General features: G+C 70.8%; 25 protein-coding genes. 8 read left to right on the forward strand and 17 right to left on the reverse strand.

Annotated elements, in window-relative coordinates; all coding sequences use genetic code 11:
- Positions 1-155 precede the first annotated feature (155 nt).
- Together DEJ49_RS28895 and DEJ49_RS28900 are read left to right on the forward strand one after the other, a co-directional pair.
- Positions 156-2399 carry an MMPL family transporter gene (locus DEJ49_RS28895; RefSeq protein ID WP_150186812.1) on the forward strand — a complete coding sequence of 748 codons (2244 nt, stop codon included), beginning with the start codon at positions 156-158 and terminating at the stop codon, positions 2397-2399.
- Positions 2396-4009: an alpha/beta hydrolase gene (locus tag DEJ49_RS28900; protein WP_150186813.1), complete on the forward strand. Its 1614-nt coding sequence runs from the start codon at positions 2396-2398 to the stop codon at positions 4007-4009. Before DEJ49_RS28895 ends, DEJ49_RS28900 begins: the two co-directional genes overlap by 4 nt.
- Before the next feature lies 1 nt (position 4010).
- Here the strand turns inward: DEJ49_RS28900 and DEJ49_RS28905 are convergent, their stop codons facing one another.
- Positions 4011-5072 (reverse strand): hypothetical protein, encoded by a 1062-nt coding sequence (locus DEJ49_RS28905; protein ID WP_190329475.1) that lies wholly within the window; start codon positions 5070-5072, stop codon positions 4011-4013.
- Between the two features lie 170 nt (positions 5073-5242).
- On the opposite strand from DEJ49_RS28905, the gene DEJ49_RS28910 reads away from it, so the two are divergent.
- From DEJ49_RS28910 to DEJ49_RS28935, 6 genes are all read left to right on the forward strand, one after another.
- Positions 5243-5650: a MarR family winged helix-turn-helix transcriptional regulator gene (locus tag DEJ49_RS28910; RefSeq protein ID WP_223833240.1), complete on the forward strand. Its 408-nt coding sequence runs from the start codon at positions 5243-5245 to the stop codon at positions 5648-5650.
- Between the two features lie 52 nt (positions 5651-5702).
- Positions 5703-6905 (forward strand): macrolide-inactivating glycosyltransferase, encoded by a 1203-nt coding sequence (gene mgt / locus DEJ49_RS28915; RefSeq protein ID WP_150186815.1) that lies wholly within the window; start codon positions 5703-5705, stop codon positions 6903-6905.
- A gap of 267 nt (positions 6906-7172) precedes the next feature.
- Entirely contained in the window at positions 7173-8177 is a 1005-nt protein-coding gene (locus DEJ49_RS28920; RefSeq protein WP_150186816.1) for a CDP-alcohol phosphatidyltransferase family protein, read from the forward strand.
- Between the two features lie 353 nt (positions 8178-8530).
- Complete coding sequence (locus DEJ49_RS28925; RefSeq protein ID WP_150186817.1) at positions 8531-9739, forward strand: S8 family peptidase; 1209 nt, start codon at positions 8531-8533, stop codon at positions 9737-9739.
- A gap of 91 nt (positions 9740-9830) precedes the next feature.
- Positions 9831-10382: a DUF1697 domain-containing protein gene (locus tag DEJ49_RS28930; RefSeq protein WP_150186818.1), complete on the forward strand. Its 552-nt coding sequence runs from the start codon at positions 9831-9833 to the stop codon at positions 10380-10382.
- The gene (locus tag DEJ49_RS28935; protein ID WP_150186819.1) at positions 10375-10761 is read left to right on the forward strand and encodes a DUF4440 domain-containing protein; all 387 of its coding nucleotides are present in this window, start codon (positions 10375-10377) and stop codon (positions 10759-10761) included. Before DEJ49_RS28930 ends, DEJ49_RS28935 begins: the two co-directional genes overlap by 8 nt.
- Here the strand turns inward: DEJ49_RS28935 and DEJ49_RS28940 are convergent.
- From DEJ49_RS28940 to DEJ49_RS29010, 16 genes are all read right to left on the reverse strand, one after another.
- Entirely contained in the window at positions 10742-11278 is a 537-nt protein-coding gene (locus DEJ49_RS28940) for a GNAT family N-acetyltransferase (RefSeq protein ID WP_150186820.1), read from the reverse strand. The genes DEJ49_RS28935 and DEJ49_RS28940 overlap by 20 nt on opposite strands.
- A 54-nt stretch (positions 11279-11332) precedes the next feature.
- Positions 11333-12190: an SCO6745 family protein gene (locus tag DEJ49_RS28945; RefSeq protein ID WP_150186821.1), complete on the reverse strand. Its 858-nt coding sequence runs from the start codon at positions 12188-12190 to the stop codon at positions 11333-11335.
- A gap of 11 nt (positions 12191-12201) precedes the next feature.
- Positions 12202-12966, reverse strand: a complete 765-nt coding sequence (locus DEJ49_RS28950; protein WP_150186822.1) for a sirohydrochlorin chelatase — start codon at positions 12964-12966, stop codon at positions 12202-12204.
- A 6-nt stretch (positions 12967-12972) separates the two neighbouring features.
- The gene (locus tag DEJ49_RS28955; protein WP_150186823.1) at positions 12973-13884 is read right to left on the reverse strand and encodes an ABC transporter permease; all 912 of its coding nucleotides are present in this window, start codon (positions 13882-13884) and stop codon (positions 12973-12975) included.
- The gene (locus DEJ49_RS28960; protein WP_150186824.1) at positions 13871-14662 is read right to left on the reverse strand and encodes an ABC transporter ATP-binding protein; all 792 of its coding nucleotides are present in this window, start codon (positions 14660-14662) and stop codon (positions 13871-13873) included. The genes DEJ49_RS28955 and DEJ49_RS28960 overlap by 14 nt, the downstream gene beginning before the upstream one ends.
- A gap of 40 nt (positions 14663-14702) precedes the next feature.
- Complete coding sequence (locus tag DEJ49_RS28965) at positions 14703-15806, reverse strand: aliphatic sulfonate ABC transporter substrate-binding protein (RefSeq protein ID WP_150186825.1); 1104 nt, start codon at positions 15804-15806, stop codon at positions 14703-14705.
- 271 nt (positions 15807-16077) lie between these two features.
- Positions 16078-17451: a sulfate adenylyltransferase subunit 1 gene (locus DEJ49_RS28970; RefSeq protein ID WP_150186826.1), complete on the reverse strand. Its 1374-nt coding sequence runs from the start codon at positions 17449-17451 to the stop codon at positions 16078-16080.
- A 2-nt stretch (positions 17452-17453) separates the two neighbouring features.
- Positions 17454-18392, reverse strand: coding sequence for a sulfate adenylyltransferase subunit CysD (gene cysD / locus DEJ49_RS28975; protein ID WP_150186827.1), 939 nt, complete (start codon positions 18390-18392; stop codon positions 17454-17456).
- Complete coding sequence (gene cysC, locus DEJ49_RS28980; protein WP_150186828.1) at positions 18389-18988, reverse strand: adenylyl-sulfate kinase; 600 nt, start codon at positions 18986-18988, stop codon at positions 18389-18391. The genes cysD and cysC overlap by 4 nt, the downstream gene beginning before the upstream one ends.
- Entirely contained in the window at positions 18988-19701 is a 714-nt protein-coding gene (locus tag DEJ49_RS28985; protein ID WP_150186829.1) for a phosphoadenylyl-sulfate reductase, read from the reverse strand. The genes cysC and DEJ49_RS28985 overlap by 1 nt, the downstream gene beginning before the upstream one ends.
- A complete protein-coding gene (locus DEJ49_RS28990; RefSeq protein WP_150186830.1) occupies positions 19698-19877 on the reverse strand; it encodes a hypothetical protein in 180 nt (59 codons plus the stop codon). Before DEJ49_RS28990 ends, DEJ49_RS28985 begins: the two co-directional genes overlap by 4 nt.
- Complete coding sequence (locus tag DEJ49_RS28995; protein WP_150186831.1) at positions 19874-21571, reverse strand: nitrite/sulfite reductase; 1698 nt, start codon at positions 21569-21571, stop codon at positions 19874-19876. Before DEJ49_RS28995 ends, DEJ49_RS28990 begins: the two co-directional genes overlap by 4 nt.
- 148 nt (positions 21572-21719) lie before the next feature.
- A complete protein-coding gene (locus DEJ49_RS36890) occupies positions 21720-21803 on the reverse strand; it encodes a putative leader peptide (protein ID WP_317850486.1) in 84 nt (27 codons plus the stop codon).
- Between the two features lie 140 nt (positions 21804-21943).
- Positions 21944-22534 (reverse strand): GNAT family N-acetyltransferase, encoded by a 591-nt coding sequence (locus DEJ49_RS29000; protein WP_150186832.1) that lies wholly within the window; start codon positions 22532-22534, stop codon positions 21944-21946.
- Positions 22535-22547: 13 nt separating this feature from the next.
- Complete coding sequence (locus DEJ49_RS29005) at positions 22548-23837, reverse strand: GAF domain-containing protein (protein WP_150186833.1); 1290 nt, start codon at positions 23835-23837, stop codon at positions 22548-22550.
- Between the two features lie 283 nt (positions 23838-24120).
- Positions 24121-25755 (reverse strand): acyl-CoA dehydrogenase family protein, encoded by a 1635-nt coding sequence (locus tag DEJ49_RS29010; protein ID WP_150186834.1) that lies wholly within the window; start codon positions 25753-25755, stop codon positions 24121-24123.

Below are 25755 nucleotides of genomic sequence, written 5' to 3' on the forward strand. Positions count from 1 at the left end.
ACATCCCGGTCCGCCGGGCGGTGAATCGGCGCGGGGGCGGTTCTTGTGCCCAGTACCGGAGTACTGGGTGCGGCGGAACGCCGGACCCGGGTCCCGGGTGCGTCCCCTTCCCGCGGCCGACGTGTTCAACGGGCCCGGCGTGATGACCTTTTGGCATGATCCGCAAGCTGACCTCTTTCTCCACCCGACATCGATGGATGACGGTCGTCCTATGGACCGTTCTCGGGACGGCGCTCACTTTCGTGGGCGGCGCGATGATGTACGACGTCACCGATTCCCAGGCGGGTGACTTCCTGCCCAAGAAGTACGACTCGGCCGTGGCGCTGCGCATCGCGGAGGAGGATTTCGGCACCAAGCCCGACCCCAACGCGCTGACCGTGCTTGTCGCCAGGGACGACGGCGGGAAGCTGACCCCCGCCGACCAGCGGCACATCACCGGCACGGCGGCCGACCTGGGCCGGGAGCGGGTCGTCGGACCGAAGCCCGAGCCGCTGATGAAGGACCACTCGCAGACCCCGCGGGTGTCGCCGGGCGCCGTGGCACCGGACAAGAGTTTCCGGCTCCTCACGGTGTCGCTCGACGGAAATCCGAATGACCCGGGCCTGCAGAAGGTCTACAAGGAATTCCGCGACCACGCGGAGGACGCATTCGCCAAGGAGGACCTGCGCGTCGGATTCACCGGCGGAATCGCCTCGACGGTCGACGACGTGGACGCCGAGGAAACCACCGGGAAAGTCGTCTCGGCCCTGACGATGGGCCTCATCGTCCTTCTGAACGTGCTGGTGTTCCGCAGCGTGGCGGCCGCGATCGTGCCGCTGATCGCGGTGGGCCTGATCGGCGGTGTGGCCTCGGGAGCCGTGGTCGGTGCGGCGAAACTCTTCGGGATCGACCTCGACGCGTCCACGCCCTCACTGATCAGCGTCGTGCTCCTGGGAATCGGCATCGACTACTTCCTCTTCCTGATGTTCCGGTTCAGGGAACAGCTGCGGAACCGTCCCGACCAGGACGCCCGGGAGGCCGCGGCCGAGACGACCGGGCGGGTGGGCAGTGCGATCACGTCCGCGGCCCTGACGATCGTGGCGGCCTTCGCGACGCTGGGTCTCGCCAGCTTCGGCCAGTTCCGGGTCCTCGGGCCCGCGATCGCGATCTCCGTGCTCGTGATGCTCCTCGCGAGCCTCACCCTGATGCCCGCCCTCCTCGCCGTGTTCGGACGCGGCATGTTCTGGCCCGCCCGCGCCTGGAAGAAGGAGCACACCGGCGGGATCGCCGCCCGCCTGGGCCACGCCGTGAGCAGCCGACCGCTGCGGTACGCCCTGGGCAGCCTGGTGCTGCTCGGCGCGCTCGGCGCCGGTGCCGTCGGCATCAAGATGAGCTACGACCAGCAGGGACTGCACGAGACCGCCGCCGTGCGGACCGCCGAGCAGATCTCCCGCAGCCTCCCCGCGGGGGTCTCCGACCCGCACACCGTCTACGTACGGAGCACGAACGGCACCGCCATCAAGGCGGGGGCACTCGACGACATGACCCGTTCCCTGGGCAAGGCCGAGGGGGTCGGCGAGGTCGGCAAGCCCGTCCTGAACAAGGACCGGACGGCCGCGCGGGTCGACCTGTTCCTGAGCGTCAAGTCCGATACGCAGAAGGCCCGCGACCTGGTCTCGGGACCGGTCAGGGAGACGGCCGCGCGCACGGCCCCCGAGGGCACCAAGGCGTACGTCACGGGAACGGCGGCCGTCTTCGCCGACATCGCGACGGCCGTGGAGAAGGACCTGCGGCTGGTGTTCCCGGTCGCGGCCCTGCTCATCGCGGTCATCCTCTTCCTGCTGCTGCGCTCCCTGCTCGCACCCGTCGTCCTGATGATCGCCGTGGGGCTCGGCTTCGTGGCCACGCTCGGCGCGAGCACCCTGCTCTTCCAGCATGGACTCGACCGGCCCGGGGTGTCGTTCACCCTGCCCCTCGTCCTTTTCCTCTTCGTCGTCGCCCTCGGCACCGACTACAACATCCTGATCACCGACCGGATCAGGGAGGAGATGGAGAAGCCGGTCTCGGCCCGGCACGCGGTCGCCGAGGCGGTACGGCACACCGCGCCCGCCATCGCCACGGCCGGCGTCGTGCTCGCCGGATCCTTCGCCAGCCTCGCCGCGAGCCCCGCGACACAGGAGATCGGCTTCGCCACGGGCCTCGGCATCCTCCTCTCCTCGCTGGTGCTCTCCCTCGTCCTGGTCCCCGCGCTGGCCGCGCTCCTCGGCCGCGGACTGTGGTGGCCCCGCAGGTCACGCCGGGCGCCGGAACAGCAGCACCATCCCTACCCCGTGAACCACCAGCAGCCGTACGCGACCACCCCGGCGCGTTTCGCACAGCACGCACAGCACGCACAGCACGATCAGCAAGGACGCATATGAACACCGCACCTGGCACCACCCGCACCGCCCTGTCCGCCTTCGCCGCCACCCTCGCCGTCGCCGCCGCGGTGACGGGCTGCGCGACGAGCGCGGCCGACTCCCCGACAAAGGCGGGTGCACAGGCGAACACGTCGGCCGACAACGCCGCGTACACCGCCACCCTCAAGGGACTCGACCGCTACTACCACCAGCGCCTGGACTGGGGGCCCTGCAAGGACCCCGAGCTGACCAAGACCGGCACGCAGTGCGCGAAGGTCACCGTCCCGCTCGACTACGCCGCACCGAAGGGCTCCACCCTCTCCCTCACGGTCTCGCGCATGAAGGCCACCGGCTCCGACCGCGAGCGCCGCGGCATCATCCAGACCAACCCGGGCGGCCCCGGCGGCCACGGGCTCGGGATGCCCGCGCAGCTGCGGGCCAAGATGACGCCGCGGGTGGCGGCCGCGTACGACGTCATCGGGATGGACACCCGCGGCCTCGGGGAGAGTTCGGCGCTCGACTGCGGCCTCGACAGCATCTCCTGGTTCCGGGGCGCGGGCTTCGACCGTGCCTCGTTCGACCGGGTGGCGAAGAAGTCGGCCGACGACGCGCGCAAGTGCGGCAAGAAGTACGGCGACCGGCTCGCCCACTACTCCACGCGCAACATCGCGCGGGACGTGGACGTCATACGCGGCGCGCTCGGCGAGCGCAAGACGTCCTGGTTCGGCCAGTCGTACGGCACCTACCTCGGCGCGGTCTACGCGAACATGTTCCCCGACAAGGTGGACAGGCTCGTCCTGGACAGCGCCATGAACCCCCGTGACTACGGCCTCAAGATGTTCCAGGCCATGGGCCCCGCCAACGAGAAGGCGCTCGACGACGTGGCGCGCTGGGCGGCGCCGCGCGACGCCGAGTACCACCTCGGGAAGACGCCCGCGGCCGTGCGGGCCACCGTCGAGGGTCTGGTCCGCCGGGCCGCGCAGCGGCCGATCGAGGTCGGCGGCGACCGGCTGGACCACGAGTCGCTGCCGTTCGTCCTCTACTTCCTCGGTACGGACGACGTCGACAACGCCGAGTACGCGAAGACGGTGCGCATGCTGCTCGACGCCGCCGCGGGGCGTGCCGTCGAGCCGTCGGAGCGCGTGGCGGGGCTCCTCGGCGCCATGTTCCGCACGGGCCCGGACGAGACGGGGACGGGCAAGGACTACGCCTCCACCCTCGCCGTCCTGTGCGCGGACACCACCGCGCCGGGCAACGCCGAGTGGTACCGGAAGGCCATCGAGAAGGCCCGGCCGAAGCAGCCGGTGTTCGGCCCGTTCCACAACGCGCCGATGCCGTGCGGCTGGTGGAAGGCGAAGCCGAGCGAGGCGCCCACCAAGATCTCCAGTGACCTGCCGGCCCTGCAGATCCAGGCCACGGGGGACACCCGCACCACGTACGAGCAGGGGCTCGGCATGCACAAGGCGATGCGCGGTTCCAAGCTGGTGACCGTCCCGGTCCGCACCCACGCGGTCTACGTCGGCTACGCCAACGCCTGCGCCGACAAGGCGGTCAACGACTATCTGCTGACCGGCGAGCTGCCGGCCAAGGACTACACCTGCCCGCGCGACCCGCAGAAGGACGGTCGCTGAGTCAGACCGCGACCGACTCCTCCATCTCCTCTTCCTGGGCCTCGGTCTCCCGGGCGCCGACAGCGGCGTCCGGGAGACCGGGGTCCCGGCGTTCCCACAGGGCCGCGACGCCGACGGTCAGCAGGCCGGCCACCAGCCAGCCGGCCAGCGTCCAGACGTGCTGTCCGAGGTCGTGACCGCCGAAGTACAGGTGGCTGCGGATGCCCTCGACGAAGCCCGCGCCGTTCCAGAACGCGTGCAGGGACCCGAAGAAGCCGTTCTGCAGTTCGGGCCTGAAGAGCCCGCCGGACGTCGTGAAGTTGAGCATCACGAAGAGCACCATCATCGCCAGCGTCGTCCAGCGCTTCAGGAACGTGTGCAGTCCGACGCCGATGAACAGGATGCCCGCCGCGTACAGCCAGGCCATGGCCCACACACCCCACAGGCCCTGGTGCACCAGGTGGAAGATCGGGCCCGCGAGCGCCGCGCCGATCAGGCTGACGGCGAAGGAGACACCCACGACGAGCCCCGCCCTGGCCCGCATCCGCAGACCCGCGCCCGCCGCGCCGAGCACGGCGACCGACGCGTACGAGCCGATGCTCACGGCGACGAGCAGGAAGAAGAGGCCCTGGCCCGTGGGGTCGTCCTCGACGGGCGGCGCCACATCGGTGACCTTGAGCGGCAGGCCCTGCTTCGCGGCGACGGGCGTGAAGAGCTTCTGGGCCGCGGTGGCGCTCATGTCGGATCCCGCGGTGGCCACGATCAGTTCGGGCGACTTCGCGTCGGGGACGTAGGCGCCCGCGATGTCGAGGGACTTGAGCGCGTCGACGGCCTGCTCGCGGTCGGCGAGCGTGCGCACGTCCAGGGCGTCGCCCGCCTTGTCCTTGATGTTCTGCGCGAGGACCTGGGTCTGCTGGCCCGACCCGACGACGGCGACCGGCATGTCGTTCGGCTCGGGCGTCACGAAGGCACCCATGTACGCCAGGCCCATGCCGAGGCACATCAGCAGGGGTGTGACGAGGTGGAGGAGGACGTGGCGCAGGGCGTCGCGCAGTCGGGGGGCGGATTCCGCGGTGGCGGACATGGGAGGGCTCCGGGGGTCGGGACGACAGGGGGCGCCTAGATAGTTGGCATATACAACTCTGAGCGATGTTGTACTCTACAACCATTCGCGGAGAGGGAGAAATCGTGACCGATCGAGACGGGGACAGGCCCGGCGTCCGGGATGCGTCCATCGAGGTCATCCAGCGGGAGATGACCGCGTTCGCCCGGCGGGCGCGCGCCACCGCCGCACGCATGCACCCCGAGCTCTCGCTCGTGTCCTTCACCCTGCTCAGCCATCTCGAGCACCAGGGCGGCTGCCGCGCCACCGATCTGGCCGCGCACTACACGCTCGACAAGTCGACGATCAGCCGGCAGGTCGGAGCGCTGGAGAAGGCCGGGCTCGTCGAGCGGCGGCCCGATCCGGCCGATCAGCGCGTGCACGTGCTGCACCTCACCGAGCAGGGCAATGAGGTCCTGGCCCAGGTCGGCGAGGCGCGGCGGGTCGCCTTCCGGGGGCGGCTCGCGGGGTGGAACGAGGCGGATCTGGAGCGGTTCGCCGACTATCTGCTCCGTTACAACGAGGCGGCCGATGGCGGCGAGGTGCAAGGTCTGGTGTAGAGGTTCCGGCGAAAGGTTGCACGAGACGTCTCGTCTCGTTTAGTGTTCCGGCATGACCTCATCACGGCCTGCCCACATCGCCATGTTCTCGATCGCCGCCCACGGGCACGTCAACCCGAGCCTCGAAGTGATCCGTGAGCTGGTCGCGCGCGGCCACCGCGTCACGTACGCCATTCCGCACGCCTTCGTGGAGAAGGTCGCCGAGACCGGCGCCGAGCCCCGGCCCTACACCACGACCCTGCCCTCCCCGGACGCCGACCCGGAGGCGTGGGGCACCGAGCTGATCGACAACATCGAACCGTTCCTCACCGACGCGATCACCGTCCTGCCCGAACTGGCCCGCGCCTATGACGGCGACGAGCCCGACCTCGTCCTGCACGACATCACCTCCTATCCGGCCCGCGTCCTCGCCCGCCGCTGGGGCGTCCCCGAGATCTCGCTCTCGCCGAACCTCGTCGCCTGGGAGGGGTACGAGGAGGAGGTCGCCGAGCCGATGTACGCGGAGCTGAAGAAGACCGAGCGCGGCCAGGCGTACTACGCGCGCTTCCACGCCTGGCTGGCGGAGAACGGCATCACCCAGCACCCCGACCCGTTCGTCGGACGGCCGCCGCGCTCGCTCGTCCTCATCCCGAAGGCACTGCAGCCGCACGCCGACCGGGTCGACGAGAGCGTGCACACGTTCGTCGGCGCCTGCCAGGGCGACCGGGCGGCGCAGGGGGAATGGGAGCGGCCGGCCGACGCCGAGAAGGTGCTGCTCGTCTCGCTCGGCTCGGCCTTCACCAAGCAGCCCGGCTTCTACCGCGCGTGCGCCGAGGCCTTCGGGGGCCTGCCCGGATGGCATGTGGTGCTGCAGGTCGGCCGGCACGTCGACCCGGCCGAGCTGGGGGAGCTGCCGGGGAACGTGGAGGTGCACCCGTGGGTGCCGCAGCTCGCGATCCTCCAGAAGGCCGACGCGTTCATCACGCACGCCGGTGCGGGCGGCAGCCAGGAGGGGCTCGCCACCGCGACGCCGATGGTGGCCGTGCCGCAGGCCGTGGACCAGTTCGGCAACGCCGACATGCTCCAGGCGCTCGGCGTCGCCCGGCACCTCCCGATGGAGGAGGCCACCGCCGAGACGCTGCGCGAGGCCGTCCTCGCGCTGGTGGACGACCCCGAGGTGGCCCGCAGGCTCGGCGAGATCCGAGGCATGATGGCCGCGGAGGGCGGCACGAAGCAGGCGGCCGACCTCATCGAGGCGGAACTGCCGAAGGGCTGACGGGGCGTAGCCGAAAGGTGCCTCAAAGGGCAGTGGAAGCGCTGCCCCCAGGGGCATAAGTAACGCTCCGTGACGCGATTGGGTAACGGAGCGGTCATTCGGTAACGCTCAGGTAACGCGCCACCATGCTGGAAGGGCCATTGACTCGCCCTGAAAGGTTGACTGTTACCCCCGGCCAAAGGTTGTACACGTCAGATCTTGTACGTTGCCCGAACCACTTCCTAGCGTGAGATGAACTTTCGCCGAACGCCAGGAAGTTGAACCCCCATGCGCCGAGACATACCGCCCCTCGCCGAGGTGCGCCGCATCACCGAGAAGAAGCGCGACGCGTGGTGGACCGTGATGCTGGTCGATCCGGTCGCCACGCCGCTCGTGCGGTTCACCGCGATGCGGACGCGCGTCACGCCCAACCAGATCACCTGGGGGGCGTTCATCCTCGGCCTGGGCTCGGCGGCGTGCTTCGCGTTCGGCGACTGGAAGTGGCTCGCCCTCGGCGCGGTCATCTACCACTTCAGCTTCATCTTCGACTGCATGGACGGCAAGCTCGCCCGGCTCACCGGGCAGGGCTCCGTCTTCGGCGCCTGGCTGGACTTCGTCTTCGACCGCATCCGCGTGATGGTCTGCGGTGTAGCCCTCATGTGGGGTCAGTACGACCGCACCGGCGACACCTTCTACATATGGCTCGCCCTCGCCGTCGTCGCGCTCGACACCCTGCGCTACATCAACTCGCTGGAGATCTTCAAGATCCGGCACACCATGCGCAAGCAGATCAAGGCGCGCATGCGGGCCGCGAAGCGCGCGCAGAACGAGGCGGAGCTCGCCTTCATGGAGGACCTGCTACGGGACAACCCCTCGGCGGACATCGAGCAGGACCTGCAGCGCGCCGCGGGCGAGGCGGGCGCGGGCTACGTCACGCAGCCGTCGGACGAGACTTCTGGCGCCGAGGCGGACGCGGGAGCCGCGCCGAAGCCCAAGGCGCAGGTGATCGACCTCCACCAGGAGTTCCGGCAGAAGTTCCCCGCGTACCTGCGGATGCGCTCCTTCCTGCTGCGCCACCGTATTCGCGCGCACCTGGTGAGCGGAATCGAATTCCAGATGGGCGTCTTCATGATCGGCCCGCTCTTCGACGCGGTGATGCCGGTGACGATCGTCTCCGGGGCGCTCCTGCTGGTCTTCGAACTCGCCATCATCTACAAGCTGCTCCTCTCGACGCGTGACTTCACGCGGACCATCGATTCCTTCGAGGAACAGAAAGTCGTCACCGCGGCTTGAGCCGCGTACGCGCGAATCCGACGCCGGGCGGGCTGGACACTCCAGCCCGCCCGGCGTTGCGCGTGTGGCGCAAAGTGGCTTGTGTTACCGCGAGTTGGGGCCCTTGTGGGCCGGGATGTCCGTTCCGTCGCCCCAGGGCCGGTTTGTTATTACGGAACCTTGTTGAACAAGTCACAGCTGTATGTAGGTATTGATCTGCGCGCGTCAATCGGACAGTGTTTCGTCCCAACACCCGGAGATCTTCCGGGCCGCAAGGGCTGTCGCAACGAACTTGTTGTCACGGCGGCGCCTTGGGTGACAGCTGAATAAATCCCCCCACATCCCCCCACACAGCACTGAGGAGACCCCTCTTCATGGCAACTCACAAGCGTGCCCGCACGATGAAGCTCACCGCCGCGATAGCCACCGCCGCCACCGCGGTCGGTGTCACCGTCTTCGCGACCTCCTTCGCCGGCGCGAGCACCCCCGCCGAGGGCAAGGTGTACGGCCTCGACGCCAAGGGCGCCGTCGCCGGCAGCTACATCGTGATGCTCGACGAGAAAGCCGACAAAAGCGCCAAGTCCGACCTCGCCGAGGAGTACGGCGGCGAGCTGAAGCGGAACTACTCCTCCGCGATCAACGGCTTCTCCGCCAAGGGCCTGACCGAGACCGAGGCCAAGCGCCTCGCCGCCGACCCGACCGTCGGCAAGGTCGTCCAGTCGAAGAAGTTCACCATCGACGCCACGCAGGACAACCCGCCGTCGTGGGGTCTCGACCGCATCGACCAGGCGGACACCGCCGGGGACAAGAAGTACACGTACCCCGACGCCGCCGGTGAGGGCGCGACCGCGTACGTCATCGACACCGGCGTCCGCGTCAGCCACAAGGACTTCGGCGGCCGCGCCACCTCCGGCTTCGACGCCATCGACAACGACGACAACGCCGACGACGGCAACGGCCACGGCACGCACGTCGCCGGCACCATCGCCGGTGACGCGCACGGCGTCGCCAAGAAGGCGAAGATCGTCGCCGTCCGCGTCCTGGACGACCAGGGCTCCGGCACGACCGAGCAGGTCGTCGCGGGCATCGACTGGGTCACCAAGAACCACAAGGGCCCCTCGGTCGCCAACATGAGCCTCGGCGGCGGCGCGGATGAAGCGCTCGACGCGGCCGTCCAGAAGGCGATCGACTCCGGCGTCACCTTCGCGGTGGCCGCGGGCAACGAGTCGACCGACGCCTCCCAGGGCTCCCCGTCCCGCGTGAAGGACGCCATCACGGTCGCCTCCTCCACCAAGGACGACGAGCAGTCGGACTTCTCCAACTACGGCTCCGTCGTGGACATCTACGCCCCGGGCTCGGACATCACGTCCGCCTGGAACACCGGTGACGACGCCACCAACACGATCTCCGGTACGTCGATGGCCACCCCGCACGTCGTCGGCGCCGCCGCCGTCTACGTCGCCGCCCACCCGGACGCCAAGCCCGCGGACGTCGCCAAGGCGCTGACCGACGGCGCGACCCCGGACAAGATCTCCAACCCGAGCGAGGGCACGCCCAACAAGCTCCTGAAGGTCGTCGAGTGATCTCGCCGCCCCACTGAGCCGCGGCCGCCGTGCCCACCCCCACGGGGCACGGCGGCCGCTTCGCCGTACGCGTCCGGCATATCGTGTGCGCATGGCGATCAAGACCTACGCGGCGCTGCTGCGCGGCATCAACGTGAGCGGCCACAAAAAGGTGCCCATGGCCGAACTGCGCACCCTCCTCGAAGGGCTCGGGCACGGCGGCGTACGGACGCATCTGCAGAGCGGCAACGCGGTCTTCACGGCGGAACACGGCGACGAGGAGTCCCTGGCCGCGGCCCTGCGCGCGGCGATCGAGGAGCACTTCGGCTTCGCCGTCGACGTCCTCGTCCGCGACCACACCTACCTGAAGGCGGTGGTCGACGCCTGCCCGTTCCCCGCGGCCGACCTCGAACCGAAGCAGCTGCACGTCACGTACTTCTCCGGTCCCGTCGACCCGTCCCGCTTCGCCTCCGTGGACCAACCCGCCTACCTGCCGGAGGAGTTCAGGCTCGGCGACCGCGCCCTCTACCTGTACGCCCCCGACGGCCTCGGCCGCTCCAAGCTCGCGGAGGTGCTGTCACGGCCCCGCCTGACCGCAGGCCTCATCGCCACCAGCCGCAACTGGAACACCGTCACCCGGCTGGAGGAGATGACCCGTGCCTGACTCCCCGTCCGACCGCACCCCCGCCGTCGAGGCGGCCATCGAGGCCGAACTGCGGCTCCTCGACCCCGACGTGCGCGTCTCGCCCGAACTCTTCGGGGCGCTCCTGCACCCGGAGTTCACCGAGTTCGGCGCCTCGGGCACGCGCTGGGACCGCGCGTCGATCGTGCGGGTCCTCACGGAGTCCAAGGACCCCGGCACCGCCCCCCTCACCACCTCCGGCATGCGGGGCGTCCAGCTCGCGGACGACCTGGTGCACCTGACGTTCGACACGGCGGGCGGCGGCCGACGCGCCCACCGCAGCTCCCTGTGGCGGCGCACGGACAACGGCTGGCAGCTCTGGTTCCACCAGGCCACGCCGTTCAGCGACGCAGCGGAGTGACGGGCGGCGCGGGGCGGCGGGAGACGAGGTGGAGGGTGATCCTGCCGTCCTCCTCGGGGATCTCGCGGGCCTGTACGTAGCCGAGGCGGGCGAGGACGGAGAGGGAAGGGGCGTTTCCGGCGTCGACCGTCGCGTGGACTTCGGCCAGGCCCAGCGTCTCGTGCCCGTACGCGGTGAGGAGCTCCGCCAGTTCCGTGCCGAGTCCGTGGCCCCAGGCGTCCCTGGCCAGGCCGTAGACGATCTCGGTGCCGTCGAGCCAGGTCTCCGGGGACGGCTTCACCTCGGCGTGGCCGACGTACCGCCCCTCGTACCGGACCGCCCAGACGGGGAAACGCTCCTCGGCGTAGATGAGGGTGAAGATCCGGCCGAACAGGGCGCGGTCCTCCGCCTCGCTCTGCACCCCGTCCCCGAACCAGCGCCCCACGGCCTCGTCCTGGAAGAGCGCGACGAAGTCCGCCTCGTCGGAGGCGACGTAGGGGGAGAGCGAGAGGCGTGCGGAACGCAGTTCGGGCGTCATCCGCGTGACGCTAGGGCCGCCGCCGCGTCACGACAAGCGAATTCGGGCCCGCTCTCACCCCGCCACCCGCGGCAGTCCGATCGGGTTCGGGAACGGCAGGACGTCCGAGTCCAGCATGCGGCGGGTCGCCGGTTCCAGGGCGGTGAGGAGTGCGTCCGCCTCGCCCCTGGCCAGCGGGCGGAGCAGCCGGGACGAGAGGCGGTCCGTGTCCTCCTCTATCAACTCGCGTTTCGTGACGCCGTGTTCCGTGACACGCCCGGCCGCATCGAGCAGGCCGAGGACGCGCATGCGGTCCACGGAGGCCGCCCACTCCTCTTCGCTCCAGCCCCGGTCCTGGCGGATGCCCGCCGTGTCCACGCGGTCCGTCGCCGCCGCGAGGACGAGGCTCTCGCGGGCGTCCAGGCCGTGGTCGGCGAGGACCGCGACATGCGCGTCGCCCCGGAACTCGCGGATACACGTCGCCAGTTGCCAGAGGCGCTCGACCGGATCCGAGCGGTGCGCCAGGTCGCGGTTGGCGGCGAACAGCGGACGCGCGAGTGAGGGGGCGTCCTCCACCATCGCGAGGAGCGGATCGTTGACCTTGGCCGCCAACGCCTCGACGGTGGGCACCAGTTGGCGCAGTGCGGCTGCCGTGACGCGGGCGCGCTCCTCGACGACCCGGTCCGGCGACGCGTACTCCCACGCCGACGGCAGGGACCGCGCCACCATGTTCGGCGCGAAGACACCGAGCGCCGCCGTCGCCACCCCAGGGCCGACCCGTCCCATCGGCGCCGTACGCGCCGCGAAGTACCCCATCCAGAAGCCCTTGAGGCCCACGGCCCTGCCGAGGCCGCGGCAGCGTTCCTCGAAATAGACCACCGCGTGCAGGGGTTCGGTGCGCAGCCACAGCGTGCGGGATCGGCTCGGGGTCATGAACCCACAAGCTAGGCCAGAGCGGGAATCCGCGCCAGGGGAGCAACAGGGCACGTGTCGGGCGCATACGCCTCGTCGTAGCGCCGTACCAGCAGACGCGCCACTTCCGGCGCGGGACCGAGGACTTCGGCCAGTACGTCGGCGTCGGCGGCGCCCCGCGCGATCCGGTCCGGCAGGAAGCCGGGGGCCAGGACGTAGGGCGCGACGGCCACCCGCCGTACCCCGTCCACGTCCCGCAGCGCGCGCACGGCGTCCTCCGTGCGCGGCAGCGAAGCGGAGGCGAACGCAGGCCGCACGGCGCACCAACCGGTACGCCGCCACTCCCGCGCGATGTCAGCGATCACTGCGATCGCCTCCGGGTCCGACGACCCCGCCGAGGCCAGCACGACCCCGGTCGAGGACTTCTCGGCGGGGTCGAGCCCCGCCTCGTACAGCCGCCGCTCCAGCGCGGAGACGAGCAGCGGCGAAGGGCCGAGCACCGCCGCCAGCCGGATGCGCAGCGCGGCGGGCGCCTCCCGCAGCACCGCGGGGATGTCCGTCTTGGCGTGGAACGCGCGGGTCAGGAGCAGCGGCTGCGCCACCACGTCCCGCACGCCCTCCGCCGCGAGCCGCTCCAGGGCGCCGGAGACGGTCGGGGTGTCGAAGTCGAGAAAGCCCGTCTCCACCCGCAGTCCGGGACGCAGCGACCGCACCCGGCGCACCAGCGCGCGCACGGTCGCGGCGTGCCGCGGGTCACGGCTGCCATGGGCGACGACGAGAAGGACGGGACGGTGCACGACGGTTCAGCTCCTCGCGAGGAGACCGCGGCTGCGCAGGACGCGCCGCTCCAGCGGACTGAAGATCAGCAGGTCGATGGCGATGCCGACGATGAGGATGAGGAAGATGGCGAGGAAGACCATCGACATGGAGCTGGCGTTGCGGCCGTTCTCCAGGAGGCTGCCGAGGCCGACGCCGAGGTCCGGCGAGGACGCGATGATCTCCGCGGCCATCAGTGAGCGCCAGGAGAACGCCCAGCCCTGCTTGAGGCCCGCGAGATAGCCGGGCAGCGCCGCGGGGAGCACGATGTGCCAGGTGTGCCGCAGGCCCGTCGCGCCGAGCGTGCGGCCCGCGCGCAGGAACAGCGGCGGCACCTGGTCGACGCCCGACACGAGACCGTTGGCGATGGACGGCACGGCGCCGAGCAGGATCACCGCGTACATCATCGAGTTGTCCAGGCCCAGCCAGATCACGGCCGGCGGCACCCACGCCACCGAGGGCAGCGACTGCAGGCCGGACAGGATCGGGCCGATCGCCGCCCGCACGAACCGCACCCGCGCCACGATCAGCCCGAGCGGCGTCCCGATCACCAGGGCGAACAGGAAGCCGAGCAGACCGCGCGAGACGGACGTCCAGATGTAGTCGAGGAGGTTGCCCTGCAGCCACGCCTCGCGCACCTCGTCCCACACCGCGGACGGCGGGGGCAGCTTCGACGGGTCGTCGACGATGCCGAAGGAGACGAGTCCCTGCCACACGAGGAGCACCAGCAGCACCGCGGTGACCGGCGGCACCACCTTCTGCACCAGGACCTGGCGCACGGGTGTGCGGGTGGGGCCCGCGTGCGACTCCAGCGCGTCGAGGCCCGCCTCCAGACCGGCGAGGTCCTGGCTGGTGCCGGACTCCTTGACCGGGCCGGTCGAAGTGTCAGTGCTGGCCATGGCGGCGGATCTCCCCACGCAGTTGTTCGGTGATCTCGACGGACAGTTCCGCCACGGCGGTGTCCTCGATGCGGCGCGGGTGCGGGATGTCGACCCGCCACTCGTGCGCCACCCGGCCGGGGCGCGACGAGAGGAGCACGACGCGCTGGGCGAGGCGCACGGCCTCGCGCACGTTGTGCGTGACGAAGAGGACGGAGACGTTCGTCTCGCGCCAGATGCGGGTCAGCTCGTCGTGCAGGACGTCACGCGTGATCGCGTCGAGCGCCGCGAACGGCTCGTCCATCAGCAGCAGCCTGCTGTCCTGGGCGAGCGCGCGGGCCAGCGCGACCCGCTGGCGCATGCCGCCGGACAGCTCGTGCACCCGCTTGCCGTACGCGCCCCGCAGCCGGACGAGCTCCAGAAGCTCCTCGGCCCTCGGGCGGCGGTCCGCCTTCGGCACGCCGCGCAGCTTCAGGGCGAGTTCGATGTTCTTGCCCGCGGTCAGCCACGGGAACAGCGCGTGCTCCTGGAACATCAGGGCCGGGCGGCCGTCCGTCGCGATCGTGCCCGCGGACGGCTCGTCGAGCCCGGCCACCAGGTTGAGCAGCGTCGACTTGCCGCAGCCCGAGGCTCCCAGGAGGGTGACGAACTCGCCGGGCGCGACATCCAGCGTGATGTCGTCCAGGACGAGCTGGGGTCCGGCGGGGCCGCCGAACGACTTCGAGACGTGCTCGATCCGTGCGGCGTGCTCGGCCGTGGGGCGGGTGTCCTCCGCGGCCTTGGCGAGGGTCGTCACCATGGTCGTCACCTCCTGGGAACTGGGAACGTCGGCTGCCGGGTTACTTGACGCCGAGTCCGGCGTCGTCGACCGGGGACTCGCCCTCGGCCTTGAGGACCTTGTTCAGCGGGCGGAGGTCGTAGATGCCCTTGAGGTCGGGCTTCTCCAGGAGGCCGGCCTTGACCGCGTGGTCCGCCTCGGCGTCGAGCGTCGCGGCCAGCGGGTCGTTCGTCGTCTGGATCGACTTCCACGCCGGGTCGAGCACCTCGGCGGGCAGCGGCTTCCCGGCCTCGGCCTTCAGCCGCGCGTTCGCGGCGGCCTTGGCCTTCTCCGGGTTCTTCGCGATCCACGCGTTGGTCTTCACGGCACCGCGCAGCACCGCCTCGACGACCTTCGGATGCTCCTTCAGGAACTCCTGCCGCACGATGATGTTCGTGATCACGAACTTCTTGTCCGGCCACAGGTCGGACTCGTCGAGAAGCACCTTCGCGCCCTCGGCGACCAGCTTGGACGCGGTCGGCTCCGGCACCCACGCGCCGTCCAGGGCACCGGACTTGTAGGCGTCCGGGGTGACCTTGTTGTCGCTGCGGACCACCGACACGTCGCCCTTGCCGCTCTGCGCGTCGACCTTCCAGCCCTTCTCGGCGATCCAGTTGAGGAACGCCACGTCCTGGGTGTTGCCGAGCTGAGGCGTCGCGATCTTCTTGCCCTTGACGTCGTCCAGAGACTTGATCTTCTTCGGGTTCACGACGAGCTTCACGCCGCCGGACGCCGAACCACCGATGATGCGCAGGTTCTTGCCCTGCGACTTGGTGTAGCCGTTGATGGCGGGCGAGGGGCCGATCCAGCCGATGTCGATCGATCCGGCGTTCAGCGCCTCGATCTCCGAGGGGCCCGCGTTGAACTGCGCGTACTTGGCCTCGGTGCCGCCGAGCTCCTTCTGGAACAGGCCTTCCTGGTTGCCGACCAGGGCGGTGGCGTGGGTGAGGTTCGGGAAGTACCCGATCTTCACGGCGTCCAGGTCTTCGATCTTCTTCGCGCCCTCGGCGACCTTCGCCTTGCCGTCCTCGTCGGAGGAGTCGGAGCCGTAGCCGCAGGCGCCGAGCGTCAGGGCGAGGAGGGGCAGCGCCGCGAGTGCGGCGAGTCGGGTACGTGGAGCAGGCACGGGAGGTGTTCCCCTCGTCGGCCCGGGCGCACGCCGTCAGGTCGTGGCCGGGTGATCGGCAGGTCTTCGTTTACGTGGTTTCCGCACACAAGGCGCGGGTGCTGCGGATACGGGGAGAACGGGGGCGCACACGTGGTGCGCGCGCCCCATGCCCGCCGGAGGCCTTACACCGCACATCGCGCGACCCCGCCCTGTCCGCTGCCGAGGGCGCCGCTGCCGATGCGGCCGCCCTCCTTCGCGAACGTCGCGTAGACGTCTACGTAGGTCATCTTCAGAAGTCCCATCCGTCGTCACTGCCGTCGGTGGCGGCGTCCGCCGCGGGCTCGTCGGCGGGCGTGGCGAACGCGTCGCCCGCCATGCCGGCAGCGAGCGTCGTGCCGTCCGACGGGTCGATCAGCAGGAAGGAGCCGGTGCGGCGCGAGTCCGCGTACGAGTCGAGGGCGAGCGGCTCGGCGGTGCGGATCTTGACCCGGCCGATGTCGTTGGCGACGAGCCGGCCGGGCTCCGGGTGCTGGGAGAGGTCGTCGAGGGTGAGCCGCGACGGGATCTCCTTGACGATCGCCTTGACCGTACGGGTGGTGTGCTTGAGCAGCACCCGCTGGCCGACGGAGAGCGCGGTGTCCGCGACGTGGCAGACCGTCGCCTCGACGTCCTGCGTGGTCGCCGGGGCGTCGCCGCTCGGCACGATCAGGTCGCCGCGCGAGATGTCGATGTCGTCCTCGAGGAGCAGTGTGACGGACTGCGGCGTCCACGCCACGTCCACCGGCTGCCCCAGCAGGTCGATCCCGGCGACCTTCGAGGTGCGGCCCGACGGCAGCACCGTCACGGACTCGCCGACCCGGAAGGCTCCGGCCGCGATCTGGCCCGCGTAGCCGCGGTAGTCGGGGTGCTCGGCGGTCTGCGGACGGATCACGTACTGCACGGGCAGCCGCGCGTGGCAGGTGGCGAGGTCGTGGCTGACCGGGACGGTCTCCAGGTGCTCCAGGACGGTGGGGCCGCCGTACCAGTCCATGTTGGAGGACGGGTCCACGACGTTGTCGCCGGCCAGTGCGGAGATGGGGATGGCGGTGATCTCCGGTACGCCCAGTTCGCCCGCGTACGCGGTGAACTCCTCGGCGATCTTCGCGAAGACGGTCTCGTCGTAGGCGACGAGGTCCATCTTGTTCACGGCGAGGACGACGTGCGGGACACGCAGCAGCGCGGCCACGGCCGCGTGCCTGCGGGTCTGCTCGATGACGCCGTTGCGGGCGTCGACGAGGACCACGGCGAGGTCGGCGGTGGAGGCGCCGGTGACCATGTTCCGCGTGTACTGCACGTGGCCCGGCGTGTCGGCCAGGATGAACCGGCGCCGCGCCGTCGCGAAGTAGCGGTACGCGACGTCGATCGTGATGCCCTGCTCGCGCTCGGCGCGCAGGCCGTCCGTGAGCAGCGCGAGGTCGGGGGCGTCGGCGCCCCGGCTCGCGGAGGCGCGCTCGACGGCCTCCAGCTGGTCGGTGAGGACCGACTTGGAGTCGTGCAGGAGGCGGCCCACCAGGGTGGACTTGCCGTCGTCGACGGAACCGGCGGTGGCGAACCGCAGCAGGGTGGTGGCCGACAGCTGCTCGGTGGAGAGCGGCTTGACCGGCTCGGCGGTGCTGTTGCTCATGGTTAGAAGTACCCCTCGCGCTTGCGGTCTTCCATCGCGGCCTCGGACATCTTGTCGTCGGCGCGGGTCGCGCCGCGCTCGGTGAGGCGGGACGCGGCGATCTCGGTGATGACGGCGTCCAGCGTGGTGGCGTCGGAGTCCACCGCGCCGGTGCAGGACATGTCGCCGACCGTGCGGTAGCGCACGAGCCGCGTCTCGACCGTCTCGCTCTCCTTCGGGCCGCCCCACTCGCCCGCGGTCAGCCACATCCCGGAGCGCTGGAACACCTCACGCTCGTGGGCGAAGTAGATGCCGGGCAGCTCGATGTCCTCGCGGGCGATGTACTGCCACACGTCCAGCTCGGTCCAGTTGGAGAGCGGGAACACGCGGACGTGCTCGCCGGGTGCGTGGCGGCCGTTGTAGAGCTGCCACAGTTCGGGGCGCTGGCGGCGCGGGTCCCACTGGGAGAACTCGTCGCGCAGGGAGAACACGCGCTCCTTCGCGCGGGCCTTCTCCTCGTCCCGCCTGCCGCCGCCGAAGACGGCGTCGAACCGCTCGCTCTGGATCTTCTCGGTGAGCGGCAGCGTCTGCAGGGGGTTGCGGGTGCCGTCCGGGCGCTCCTTGAGGACACCGCGGTCGATGTACTCCTGCACGGAGGCGACGTGCAGCCGCAGCCCGTGCTCGGCGACGACGCGGTCGCGGTACTCCAGGACCTCGGGGAAGTTGTGCCCGGTGTCGACGTGCAGCAGCGAGAAGGGGATCGCCGCGGGGGCGAACGCCTTCAGCGCCAGGTGCAGCATCAGGATGGAGTCCTTGCCGCCGGAGAACAGGATCACCGGGTTCTCGAACTCGCCCGCCACCTCGCGGAAGATGTGCACGGCCTCGGACTCGAGGGCGTTCAGGTGGCTGAGCGCGTACGGGCTGTCGGTGCCCTCGTCGGTCACTGTGGCGACGGTCGTCATGCGAGACCCCTTTCGCTGAGCAGCGCGTGAACGGCCGCCGCTGACTCCTGCACGGTCTGGTCCTGCGACTCGATGCGCAGATCGGGCGACTCCGGCGCCTCGTAGGGGTCGTCGACCCCGGTGAGGCCGGAGATCTCACCCGCGGCCTGCTTCGCGTACAGGCCCTTCACATCGCGTACGGAGCAGACCTCGACCGGCGTCGCGACGTGCACCTCCAGGTACGCGGTGCCGCCGGCCTGGTGGCGCTTGCGCACCGCCTCGCGGCTGTCGGCGAACGGCGCGATCACCGGCACCAGGGCCAGCACGCCGTTGCGCGCGAGCAGCTCGGCGACGAAGCCGATGCGCTGCACGTTGGTGTGCCGGTCCTCGCGGCTGAAGCCGAGGCCCGCCGAGAGGAATTCGCGGATCTCGTCGCCGTCGAGGACCTCCACGCGGTGGCCCTCGGCGCGCAGCCGGCCCGCCAGTTCGTACGCGATGGTGGTCTTTCCGGCGCTGGGCAGGCCGGTGAGCCAGACGGTGGCTCCGGTCGTCACGTGGTTCTCCCGGGTCTGTCGCTGCGGTGTCCGCGTGCGCTGCTGCGTCTGCGGCGCGGTCATCAGTGGATCCCGCACTCGGTCTTGGCGTTGCCGGCCCAGCGTCCCGCGCGGGCGTCCTCGCCCTCCAGGAGGCGGCGGGTGCAGGGGGCGCAGCCCACCGAGCCGTAGCCGTCCATCAGGAGCGGGTTGGTGAGGACGCCGTGCTCGGTGACGTACGCGTCGACGTCGTCCTGGGTCCAGCGGGCGATCGGCGAGATCTTGACCTTGCCGCGCTTCTCGTCCCAGCCGACGACCGGCGTGTTCGCGCGGCTCGGCGAGTCGTCGCGGCGCAGCCCGGTGGCCCACGCGACGTACCCGGCGAGGCCCTCTTCCAGAGGCTGGACCTTCCGCAGCTTGCAGCACAGGTCGGGGTTGCGGTCGTGGAGCTTCGCGCCGTACACCGAGTCCTGCTCCGCCACGGACTGACGGGGCGTCAAGGTGATGACGTTGACGTCCATGACGGCCTCGACGGCGTCGCGGGTGCCGATGGTCTCCGGGAAGTGGTAGCCGGTGTCCAGGAACACCACGTCGACGCCGGGCCTGGCCCGTGAGGCGAGGTGGGCGACGACCGCGTCCTCCATCGAGGAGGTCACGCAGAAGCGTGCCCCGAAGGTGTCGGCGGCCCACTGGAGGATCTCCAGGGCGGAAGCGTCCTCCAAGTCGCGCCCGGCCTGCTCGGCGAGTGCCCTCAACTCGTCGTCCGTGCGCGCTTTCTGATCCTGAGCAGTCGTCATATCTGGTTCTCTCCACTGCTGGTGTGCTGAACGCCCCGGGCGAGCAGCCCGAGGAACTTCAGCTGAAAGGCCCGGTTGCAGGCTCCGCATTCCCACGCGCCGTGTCCGGCCTCGTGGGGGCGCAGGTCCTCGTCGCCGCAGTAGGGGCAGTGGAAGGGGGCGGCACGCTCGCTCACTTGAGGGCCTCCTCGGACGCGCGGGCGGTCCACGTGGCGAAGCGCTCGCCGTCCTCGCGCTGCTCCTGGAAGCGCTTGAGGACCCGCTCGACGTAGTCGGGGAGCTCGGTGGCGGTGACCTTCAGGCCGCGGACCTTGCGGCCGAAGCCGGCGTCGAGTCCGAGGGCGCCGCCCAGGTGCACCTGGTAGCCCTCGACCTGGTTGCCCTCGTCGTCGAGCATGAGCTGGCCCTTGAGGCCGATGTCGGCGACCTGGATGCGGGCGCAGGCGTTGGGGCAGCCGTTGATGTTGATGGTGATCGGCTCGTCGAACTCCGGGATGCGGCGCTCCAGTTCGTCGATGAGCGAGGCGCCGCGCGCCTTGGTCTCGACGATGGCGAGCTTGCAGAACTCGATGCCGGTGCAGGCCATGGTGCCGCGCCGGAACGGCGAGGCGTTGACGCGCAGGTCGAGGGCTTCGAGTGCGGAGACGAGCGAGTCGACCTGGTCCTGCTCGACGTCGAGCACGATCATCTTCTGCTCGGCGGTGGTGCGCAGCCGGCCCGAGCCGTGGGCCTCGGCGACCTCGGCGATCTTCGTGAGGGTGGTGCCGTCGACGCGTCCGACGCGGGGCGCGAAGCCGACGTAGAAGCGGCCGTCCTTCTGCCGGTGGACGCCCAGGTGGTCGCGCCAGGTGCCCGCGGGCTGCTCGGGGGCGGGCCCGTCGACCAGCTTCCGCTGGAGGTACTCGTCCTCGAGGATCTGCCGGAACTTCTCCGGGCCCCAGTCGGCGACGAGGAACTTCAGGCGGGCGCGGTTGCGCAGGCGGCGGTAGCCGTAGTCGCGGAAGATGCCGATGACGCCGCCGTACACGTCCGGCACCTCGTCGAGCGGCACCCAGGCGCCGAGGCGCACGCCGAGCTTGGGGTTGGTGGAGAGGCCGCCGCCGACCCAGAGGTCGAAGCCGGGGCCGTGCTCGGGGTGGTCGACGCCGACGAAGGCGACGTCGTTGATCTCGTGGGCGACGTCGAGCTGCGGGGAGCCGGAGATCGCGGTCTTGAACTTGCGCGGCAAATTCGAGAACTCGGGGTTGCCGATGAAGCGGCGCTGGATCTCGTCGATGGCGGGGGAGCCGTCGATGATCTCGTTCTCGGCGACGCCCGCCACGGGGGAGCCGAGGATGACGCGGGGCGTGTCGCCGCACGCCTCGGTGGTCGAGAGGCCGACGGCTTCGAGGCGGCGCCAGATCTCGGGGACGTCCTCGATGCGGATCCAGTGGTACTGGATGTTCTGGCGGTCGGTGAGGTCTGCGGTGCCGCGCGCGAACTCCTGCGACACCTCGCCGATCACGCGCAGCTGCTCGGTGGTCAGCCGCCCGCCGTCCACGCGGACGCGGAGCATGAAGTACTCGTCGTCCAGCTCCTCCGGCGCGAGGACCGCGGTCTTGCCGCCGTCGATCCCGGGCTTGCGCTGGGTGTAGAGCCCCCACCAGCGCATACGTCCGCGGAGGTCGTTCGGGTCGATGGAGTCGAATCCACGCTTCGAGTAGATCGTCTCAATACGTGTCCGCACATTGAGACCGTCGTCGTCCTTCTTGAACTGCTCGTTCCCGTTGAGCGGCGTGAAGTGACCGACGGCCCACTGGCCCTCGCCGCGGTGACGGCTCACCTTGCGGCGGGGCGTTGCTGGGGCAGGCTTCTCTGGCGTGGCGGCCATGGCGGTACGTCCTTCGGGGCAGCGGGAAAAGCGGCTCTGACCTGCGAAATCGGCACGTCACTACGCATGGTGAACGCATGCGGGGACGTGCGCGCGGCGCTGCGCAGGGAGGGGGTTCAGTGGATGGGGAGCGGCTGTGCTGAGCTGATCAGCAAGCCGGACACATGGCGCTGGACATGCGGCCGAGGTCGACGTGACGTCGACTCACCAAGGCGTTTCCAGTGCGATCCATGCCGGAAGCGTGTCACGGGACTTTCGGCCCAGTCCAGCATTATCCAAAATGCGGACACCCTTGTCCCGTATCGTGGACAAGGGTGTCGTCGGTCACAGCGTGGCGCGGAGGGCTCAGGGGGCGCGGAGGGCGCAGAGGGTTCAGTCGCCGTCGGCTCCCGGCCACGGCCCCGGAGTCGGCACGTCCGCCTCCTCCTCGACCTTCGTGTCGAAGAGCCGGAACCCGCGCCGCCGATAGTTGTCCATGGCGTGTTCGCCGTCCTTGGAGCACGTGTGCAGCCAGACCCGCTCGGTCGGCGCGAGCCCCGGCCACCGCTCGGCCAGGTCCCAGGCGCGCGCGACGGCGTACGACAGGAGGTGGCCGCCGATGCGGCGCCCCCGGAAGGCGGGGAGCAGCCCGAAGTAGACGATCTCGACGACGCCCTCCGCCGCGTCCCCGTTCTCGCCGCGCGCCGCCAGCTCCACGTACCCCGCCGGCGTCCCCTTCTCGTACGCGACCCACGTCTCCACACCCGGCCGGTCGAGGAGCTTCTGCCACTCCGCGTACGTGAGGGAGAGCCGGTCGGACCAGCGGATGTCCCCGCCGACGGAGGAGTACAGGAAACGGCTGAACTCGGGCGAGGGGATCTCGGCGCGCACGATCCGGACGTCGTCCCCTTCGGGCGCGGCGGCCGGGCGCAGGTCGGCCGGAGACGTCTGTTCGAGGGACCAGGTGGTGACAGTGATGCTCATGGGGCTCAGAGAATCATGTGCGCCGCGCGGCGCACACCGCGGGCGCCATCGAGTGCGGCAGCAGGTCCGCGGGGCGCTCCGGCATGATCACGTCCACGTCCACGTCCTCGTGCAAGCGGTAGGGGCGATGGGCGAGGAGGCCGCCCAGATAGCGCCGGACGCGGGAGAGCTCGGCGCGCACCGTCACCGTGCGCGCCGCGTCGCCGAACATGTCCTCGGCGAGCCCCGAAGCGGTGCGTCCCGTGCGGTACGTACAGAGGAGGTAGAGGAGCTCGGCGTGGCGCGGGCTCAGCTCGTGCGTCCAGTCGTGGGCGCCGCCGAGCACCGAGAGCGTCCACCGGCGCGGACTGCTCACGTCCAGGACGAGACGGGTCGCGGCGACCGGCCGCGGCACGTCGCCGGGATCCTCCGGGCGCAGCAGCCACCCGCCGGGCAGCGGCTCCACCAGGCACGGCCCCAGCGACGGCAGCCAGGTGCGGCCCGCGCCGAAGGACTTGGGGAGCGTGAGGCGGCCCGCCGGGGGCATGCCCGTCACCGCGGCCGTCCAGCCGTGCACGTCGACCGCGAGCGCCCGCCCGTCGAGCCGCGCGAGGACGGGCGCCGCCACCGCGCGCAGCCGGTCGAGGGCCGTCACGTGCCGGTCCCGCAGCCGCGCCTCCCCGAGCTTGGCGACCGCGTCGACCAGGGCGAGCGTCGCGGGATGGATGGTCCGCAGCGGGCCGCTGACGTCGACCACGCCGAGGAGCCTGCCGTCGCGCGGATCGGTCAGGGGGGCGCCCGTGCACGTCCACGGATGGTGGGTCCGCACGAAGTGCTCGGCGGAGAACACCTGCACGGGGTGGCGCACCACCAGCGGCGTCCCTATGCCGTTCGTGCCCACGACGTTCTCGCTCCAGTCCGCGCCCGGTTCGAACCCGAGCGAGTCCGCCTTGCGCAGCACGGCGGCGCTGCCCTCGCGCCACAGCACACGCCCGTCGGCGTCGCTGACGACCATGATGTGCTGCGCCGCGTCCGCCACGGACACCAGCGCGTCGCGCAGGACGGGCATGATCTCCCGGAGCGGCGAGGCCCGGCGGCGCTCCTCCAGCTCCTCCTCGCTCAGCAGCCGCGACCGGACGTCATGGTCCGGGTCGACCCCGCGGAGGATCATCCGCCCCCACGAGTCGCCGATCACCGGACGCGGCTGGACCCTGGGCCGCTGCCCGGACAGCGTGGCGTCCCGCACCCCCTTCAGGACGCGTGCGGCGTGCGCGAGGTCCATGGCGGACAGGCGCGCGAGGTCGATCGTCGACGGGGCGTTCATGACCACGGGGTCCTTTCCGGCCAGACCGGGGCGTGCGGGAGCATCCCCTCATCGTGCCCCCTGCGAGGCCTGCCCGGGTGCCGCATCGTCGATGAACCGGCACGACGGCACGTCGAGTTGCAACCTCCTGCAACCCTGGCCAAGGCCCTGACGGGGCCCGAATCTGGACAGCAACGCCGCCCGTGCGGTGTTCACGCTCCTCAAGGGGCCTGAGTGACGGGGGTGGTGCCGTGTCGGCGCAGCACCACCTCCGTACCAACCGGGCCGATGTCCAGCACAGGCCCTAGACGCCGGGAGCGGCCCGCTCCACCACCGACGCGAGATCGAGACTGTGCGGCAGCGTGCCGAACGCCGCGCCCCAGTCCCCGCCGAGCCGTGAGGCGCAGAACGCGTCGGCGACCTCGGGCGGCGCGTACCGCACGAGCAGCGACCCCTGGAGCACCAGCGCCATCCGCTCCACGAGCCGTCGCCCGCGCCCCTCGATGCCCTCCAGGTCGGCCAGTTCGGTCAGCAGGTCCTTGATCGCGGCGTCCAGGCGGTGGTCGGCGCCCCGCGCCGTCCCGACCTCCTGGAGGAACGCGTTCAGGGCCTGCGGCTCGCGCTGCAGCGCCCGCAGCACGTCCAGGGCCTGTACGTTCCCCGACCCCTCCCAGATGGAGTTGAGCGGCGCCTCGCGCAGCAGCCGCGGCATGCCCGAGTCCTCCACGTAACCGTTGCCGCCCAGGCATTCGAGCGCCTCGCCGGCCAGCGGCGTGCAGCGCTTGGTCACCCAGTACTTCGCCGCGGGCACCGCGAGCCGCAGGAACGCCCGCTCCTGCTCGCCCCCGTCGTCGTAGGCCGCGGCGAGCCGCAGCGCCAGCGTCGTGGCCGCCTCCGACTCCAGCGCCAGATCGGCCAGTACGTTGCGCATGAGCGGCTTGTCGACGAGCCTGCCGCCGAACGCCTCGCGGTACGTGGCGTGGTGCACCGCCTGCGCGACGGCCTGCCGCATCAGCGCCGCGGAGCCGGTCACGCAGTCCAGCCGGGTCGCCGCCACCATCTCGATGATGGTGCGCACCCCGCGCCCCTCGTCCCCGACCCGCCGCGCCCACGTCCCGTCGAACTCGACCTCGCTCGACGCGTTGGACCTGTTGCCCAGCTTGTCCTTGAGCCGCTGGATGGCGAAGACGTTCCGCGAGCCGTCCTCGAGGACGCGCGGCACGAGGAAGCACGTCAGCCCCTGTTCGGCCTGCGCGAGGACCAGGAACCCGTCCGACATGGGCGCCGAACAGAACCACTTGTGCCCCGTGAGCGCGTACGTCCCGTCCTCGGCGAGGGCCTGCGCGCGCGTCGTGTTGGCGCGTACGTCGCTGCCGCCCTGCTTCTCCGTCATGCCCATCCCGAAGACCGCGCCGGCCTTCTGGGACGCCGGGCGCATCCCTTCGTCGTACACGGTCGACGTGAGGCGCGGCTCCCACTCGGCGGCGAGCGCCGGGTCGGCGCGGAGCGCGGGCACCGCCGCGTGCGTCATCGAGACCGGGCAGCCGTGACCCCCCTCGACCTGCGTCCACACCAGGAACCCGGCCGCCCGGCGCAGATGCCCGCCGGGCCGCGCCCAGGCGGCGGTCAGGCCCGCGGAGACCGCCTTGCCGAGCAGCCGGTGCCACGCCGGGTGGAACTCGACCTCGTCGATCCGGTGGCCGTACCGGTCATGTGTGTGCAGAACCGGAGGATTCGTGTTTGCCAGATCTCCCCACTTCTGTGCCTGGGCCGAGCCCGCGGCCCGGCCGAGCGTCGAGAGCTCGTCGCGGGCGGAATCGAGGAGCGCCGGATCGAGGTGCCGCTCGACCCCTTCCACGAGGGCCCGGTCGGACGTGAATACGTCATATCCCACCAGGGGCGGAGCCTGGTTGGTCACTGTGTGGGTGCTGGCTGCCAT

The organism is Streptomyces venezuelae (assembly GCF_008642335.1).
GTDB classification, from domain to species: domain Bacteria; phylum Actinomycetota; class Actinomycetes; order Streptomycetales; family Streptomycetaceae; genus Streptomyces; species Streptomyces venezuelae_F.

Coding starts and splice junctions, on each gene's coding strand:
- DEJ49_RS28895 (WP_150186812.1), top strand. CDS start 156: ATGATCCGCAAGCTGACCTCTTTCTCCACCCGACATCGATGGATGACG.
- DEJ49_RS29000 (WP_150186832.1), bottom strand. CDS start 22,534: ATGAGCATCACTGTCACCACCTGGTCCCTCGAACAGACGTCTCCGGCC.
- DEJ49_RS29005 (WP_150186833.1), bottom strand. CDS start 23,837: ATGAACGCCCCGTCGACGATCGACCTCGCGCGCCTGTCCGCCATGGAC.
- DEJ49_RS28945 (WP_150186821.1), bottom strand. CDS start 12,190: ATGACCCCGAGCCGATCCCGCACGCTGTGGCTGCGCACCGAACCCCTG.
- DEJ49_RS28925 (WP_150186817.1), top strand. CDS start 8,531: ATGGCAACTCACAAGCGTGCCCGCACGATGAAGCTCACCGCCGCGATA.
- DEJ49_RS28960 (WP_150186824.1), bottom strand. CDS start 14,662: ATGGTGACGACCCTCGCCAAGGCCGCGGAGGACACCCGCCCCACGGCC.
- DEJ49_RS28985 (WP_150186829.1), bottom strand. CDS start 19,701: ATGACGACTGCTCAGGATCAGAAAGCGCGCACGGACGACGAGTTGAGG.
- DEJ49_RS28995 (WP_150186831.1), bottom strand. CDS start 21,571: ATGGCCGCCACGCCAGAGAAGCCTGCCCCAGCAACGCCCCGCCGCAAG.
- cysD (WP_150186827.1), bottom strand. CDS start 18,392: ATGACGACCGTCGCCACAGTGACCGACGAGGGCACCGACAGCCCGTAC.
- DEJ49_RS28905 (WP_190329475.1), bottom strand. CDS start 5,072: ATGTCCGCCACCGCGGAATCCGCCCCCCGACTGCGCGACGCCCTGCGC.
- DEJ49_RS28900 (WP_150186813.1), top strand. CDS start 2,396: ATGAACACCGCACCTGGCACCACCCGCACCGCCCTGTCCGCCTTCGCC.
- DEJ49_RS28940 (WP_150186820.1), bottom strand. CDS start 11,278: ATGACGCCCGAACTGCGTTCCGCACGCCTCTCGCTCTCCCCCTACGTC.
- cysC (WP_150186828.1), bottom strand. CDS start 18,988: ATGACCGCGCCGCAGACGCAGCAGCGCACGCGGACACCGCAGCGACAG.
- DEJ49_RS28955 (WP_150186823.1), bottom strand. CDS start 13,884: ATGGCCAGCACTGACACTTCGACCGGCCCGGTCAAGGAGTCCGGCACC.
- DEJ49_RS36890 (WP_317850486.1), bottom strand. CDS start 21,803: ATGGATCGCACTGGAAACGCCTTGGTGAGTCGACGTCACGTCGACCTC.
- DEJ49_RS29010 (WP_150186834.1), bottom strand. CDS start 25,755: ATGGCAGCCAGCACCCACACAGTGACCAACCAGGCTCCGCCCCTGGTG.
- DEJ49_RS28930 (WP_150186818.1), top strand. CDS start 9,831: ATGGCGATCAAGACCTACGCGGCGCTGCTGCGCGGCATCAACGTGAGC.
- DEJ49_RS28920 (WP_150186816.1), top strand. CDS start 7,173: ATGCGCCGAGACATACCGCCCCTCGCCGAGGTGCGCCGCATCACCGAG.
- DEJ49_RS28970 (WP_150186826.1), bottom strand. CDS start 17,451: ATGAGCAACAGCACCGCCGAGCCGGTCAAGCCGCTCTCCACCGAGCAG.
- mgt (WP_150186815.1), top strand. CDS start 5,703: ATGACCTCATCACGGCCTGCCCACATCGCCATGTTCTCGATCGCCGCC.
- DEJ49_RS28910 (WP_223833240.1), top strand. CDS start 5,243: ATGACCGCGTTCGCCCGGCGGGCGCGCGCCACCGCCGCACGCATGCAC.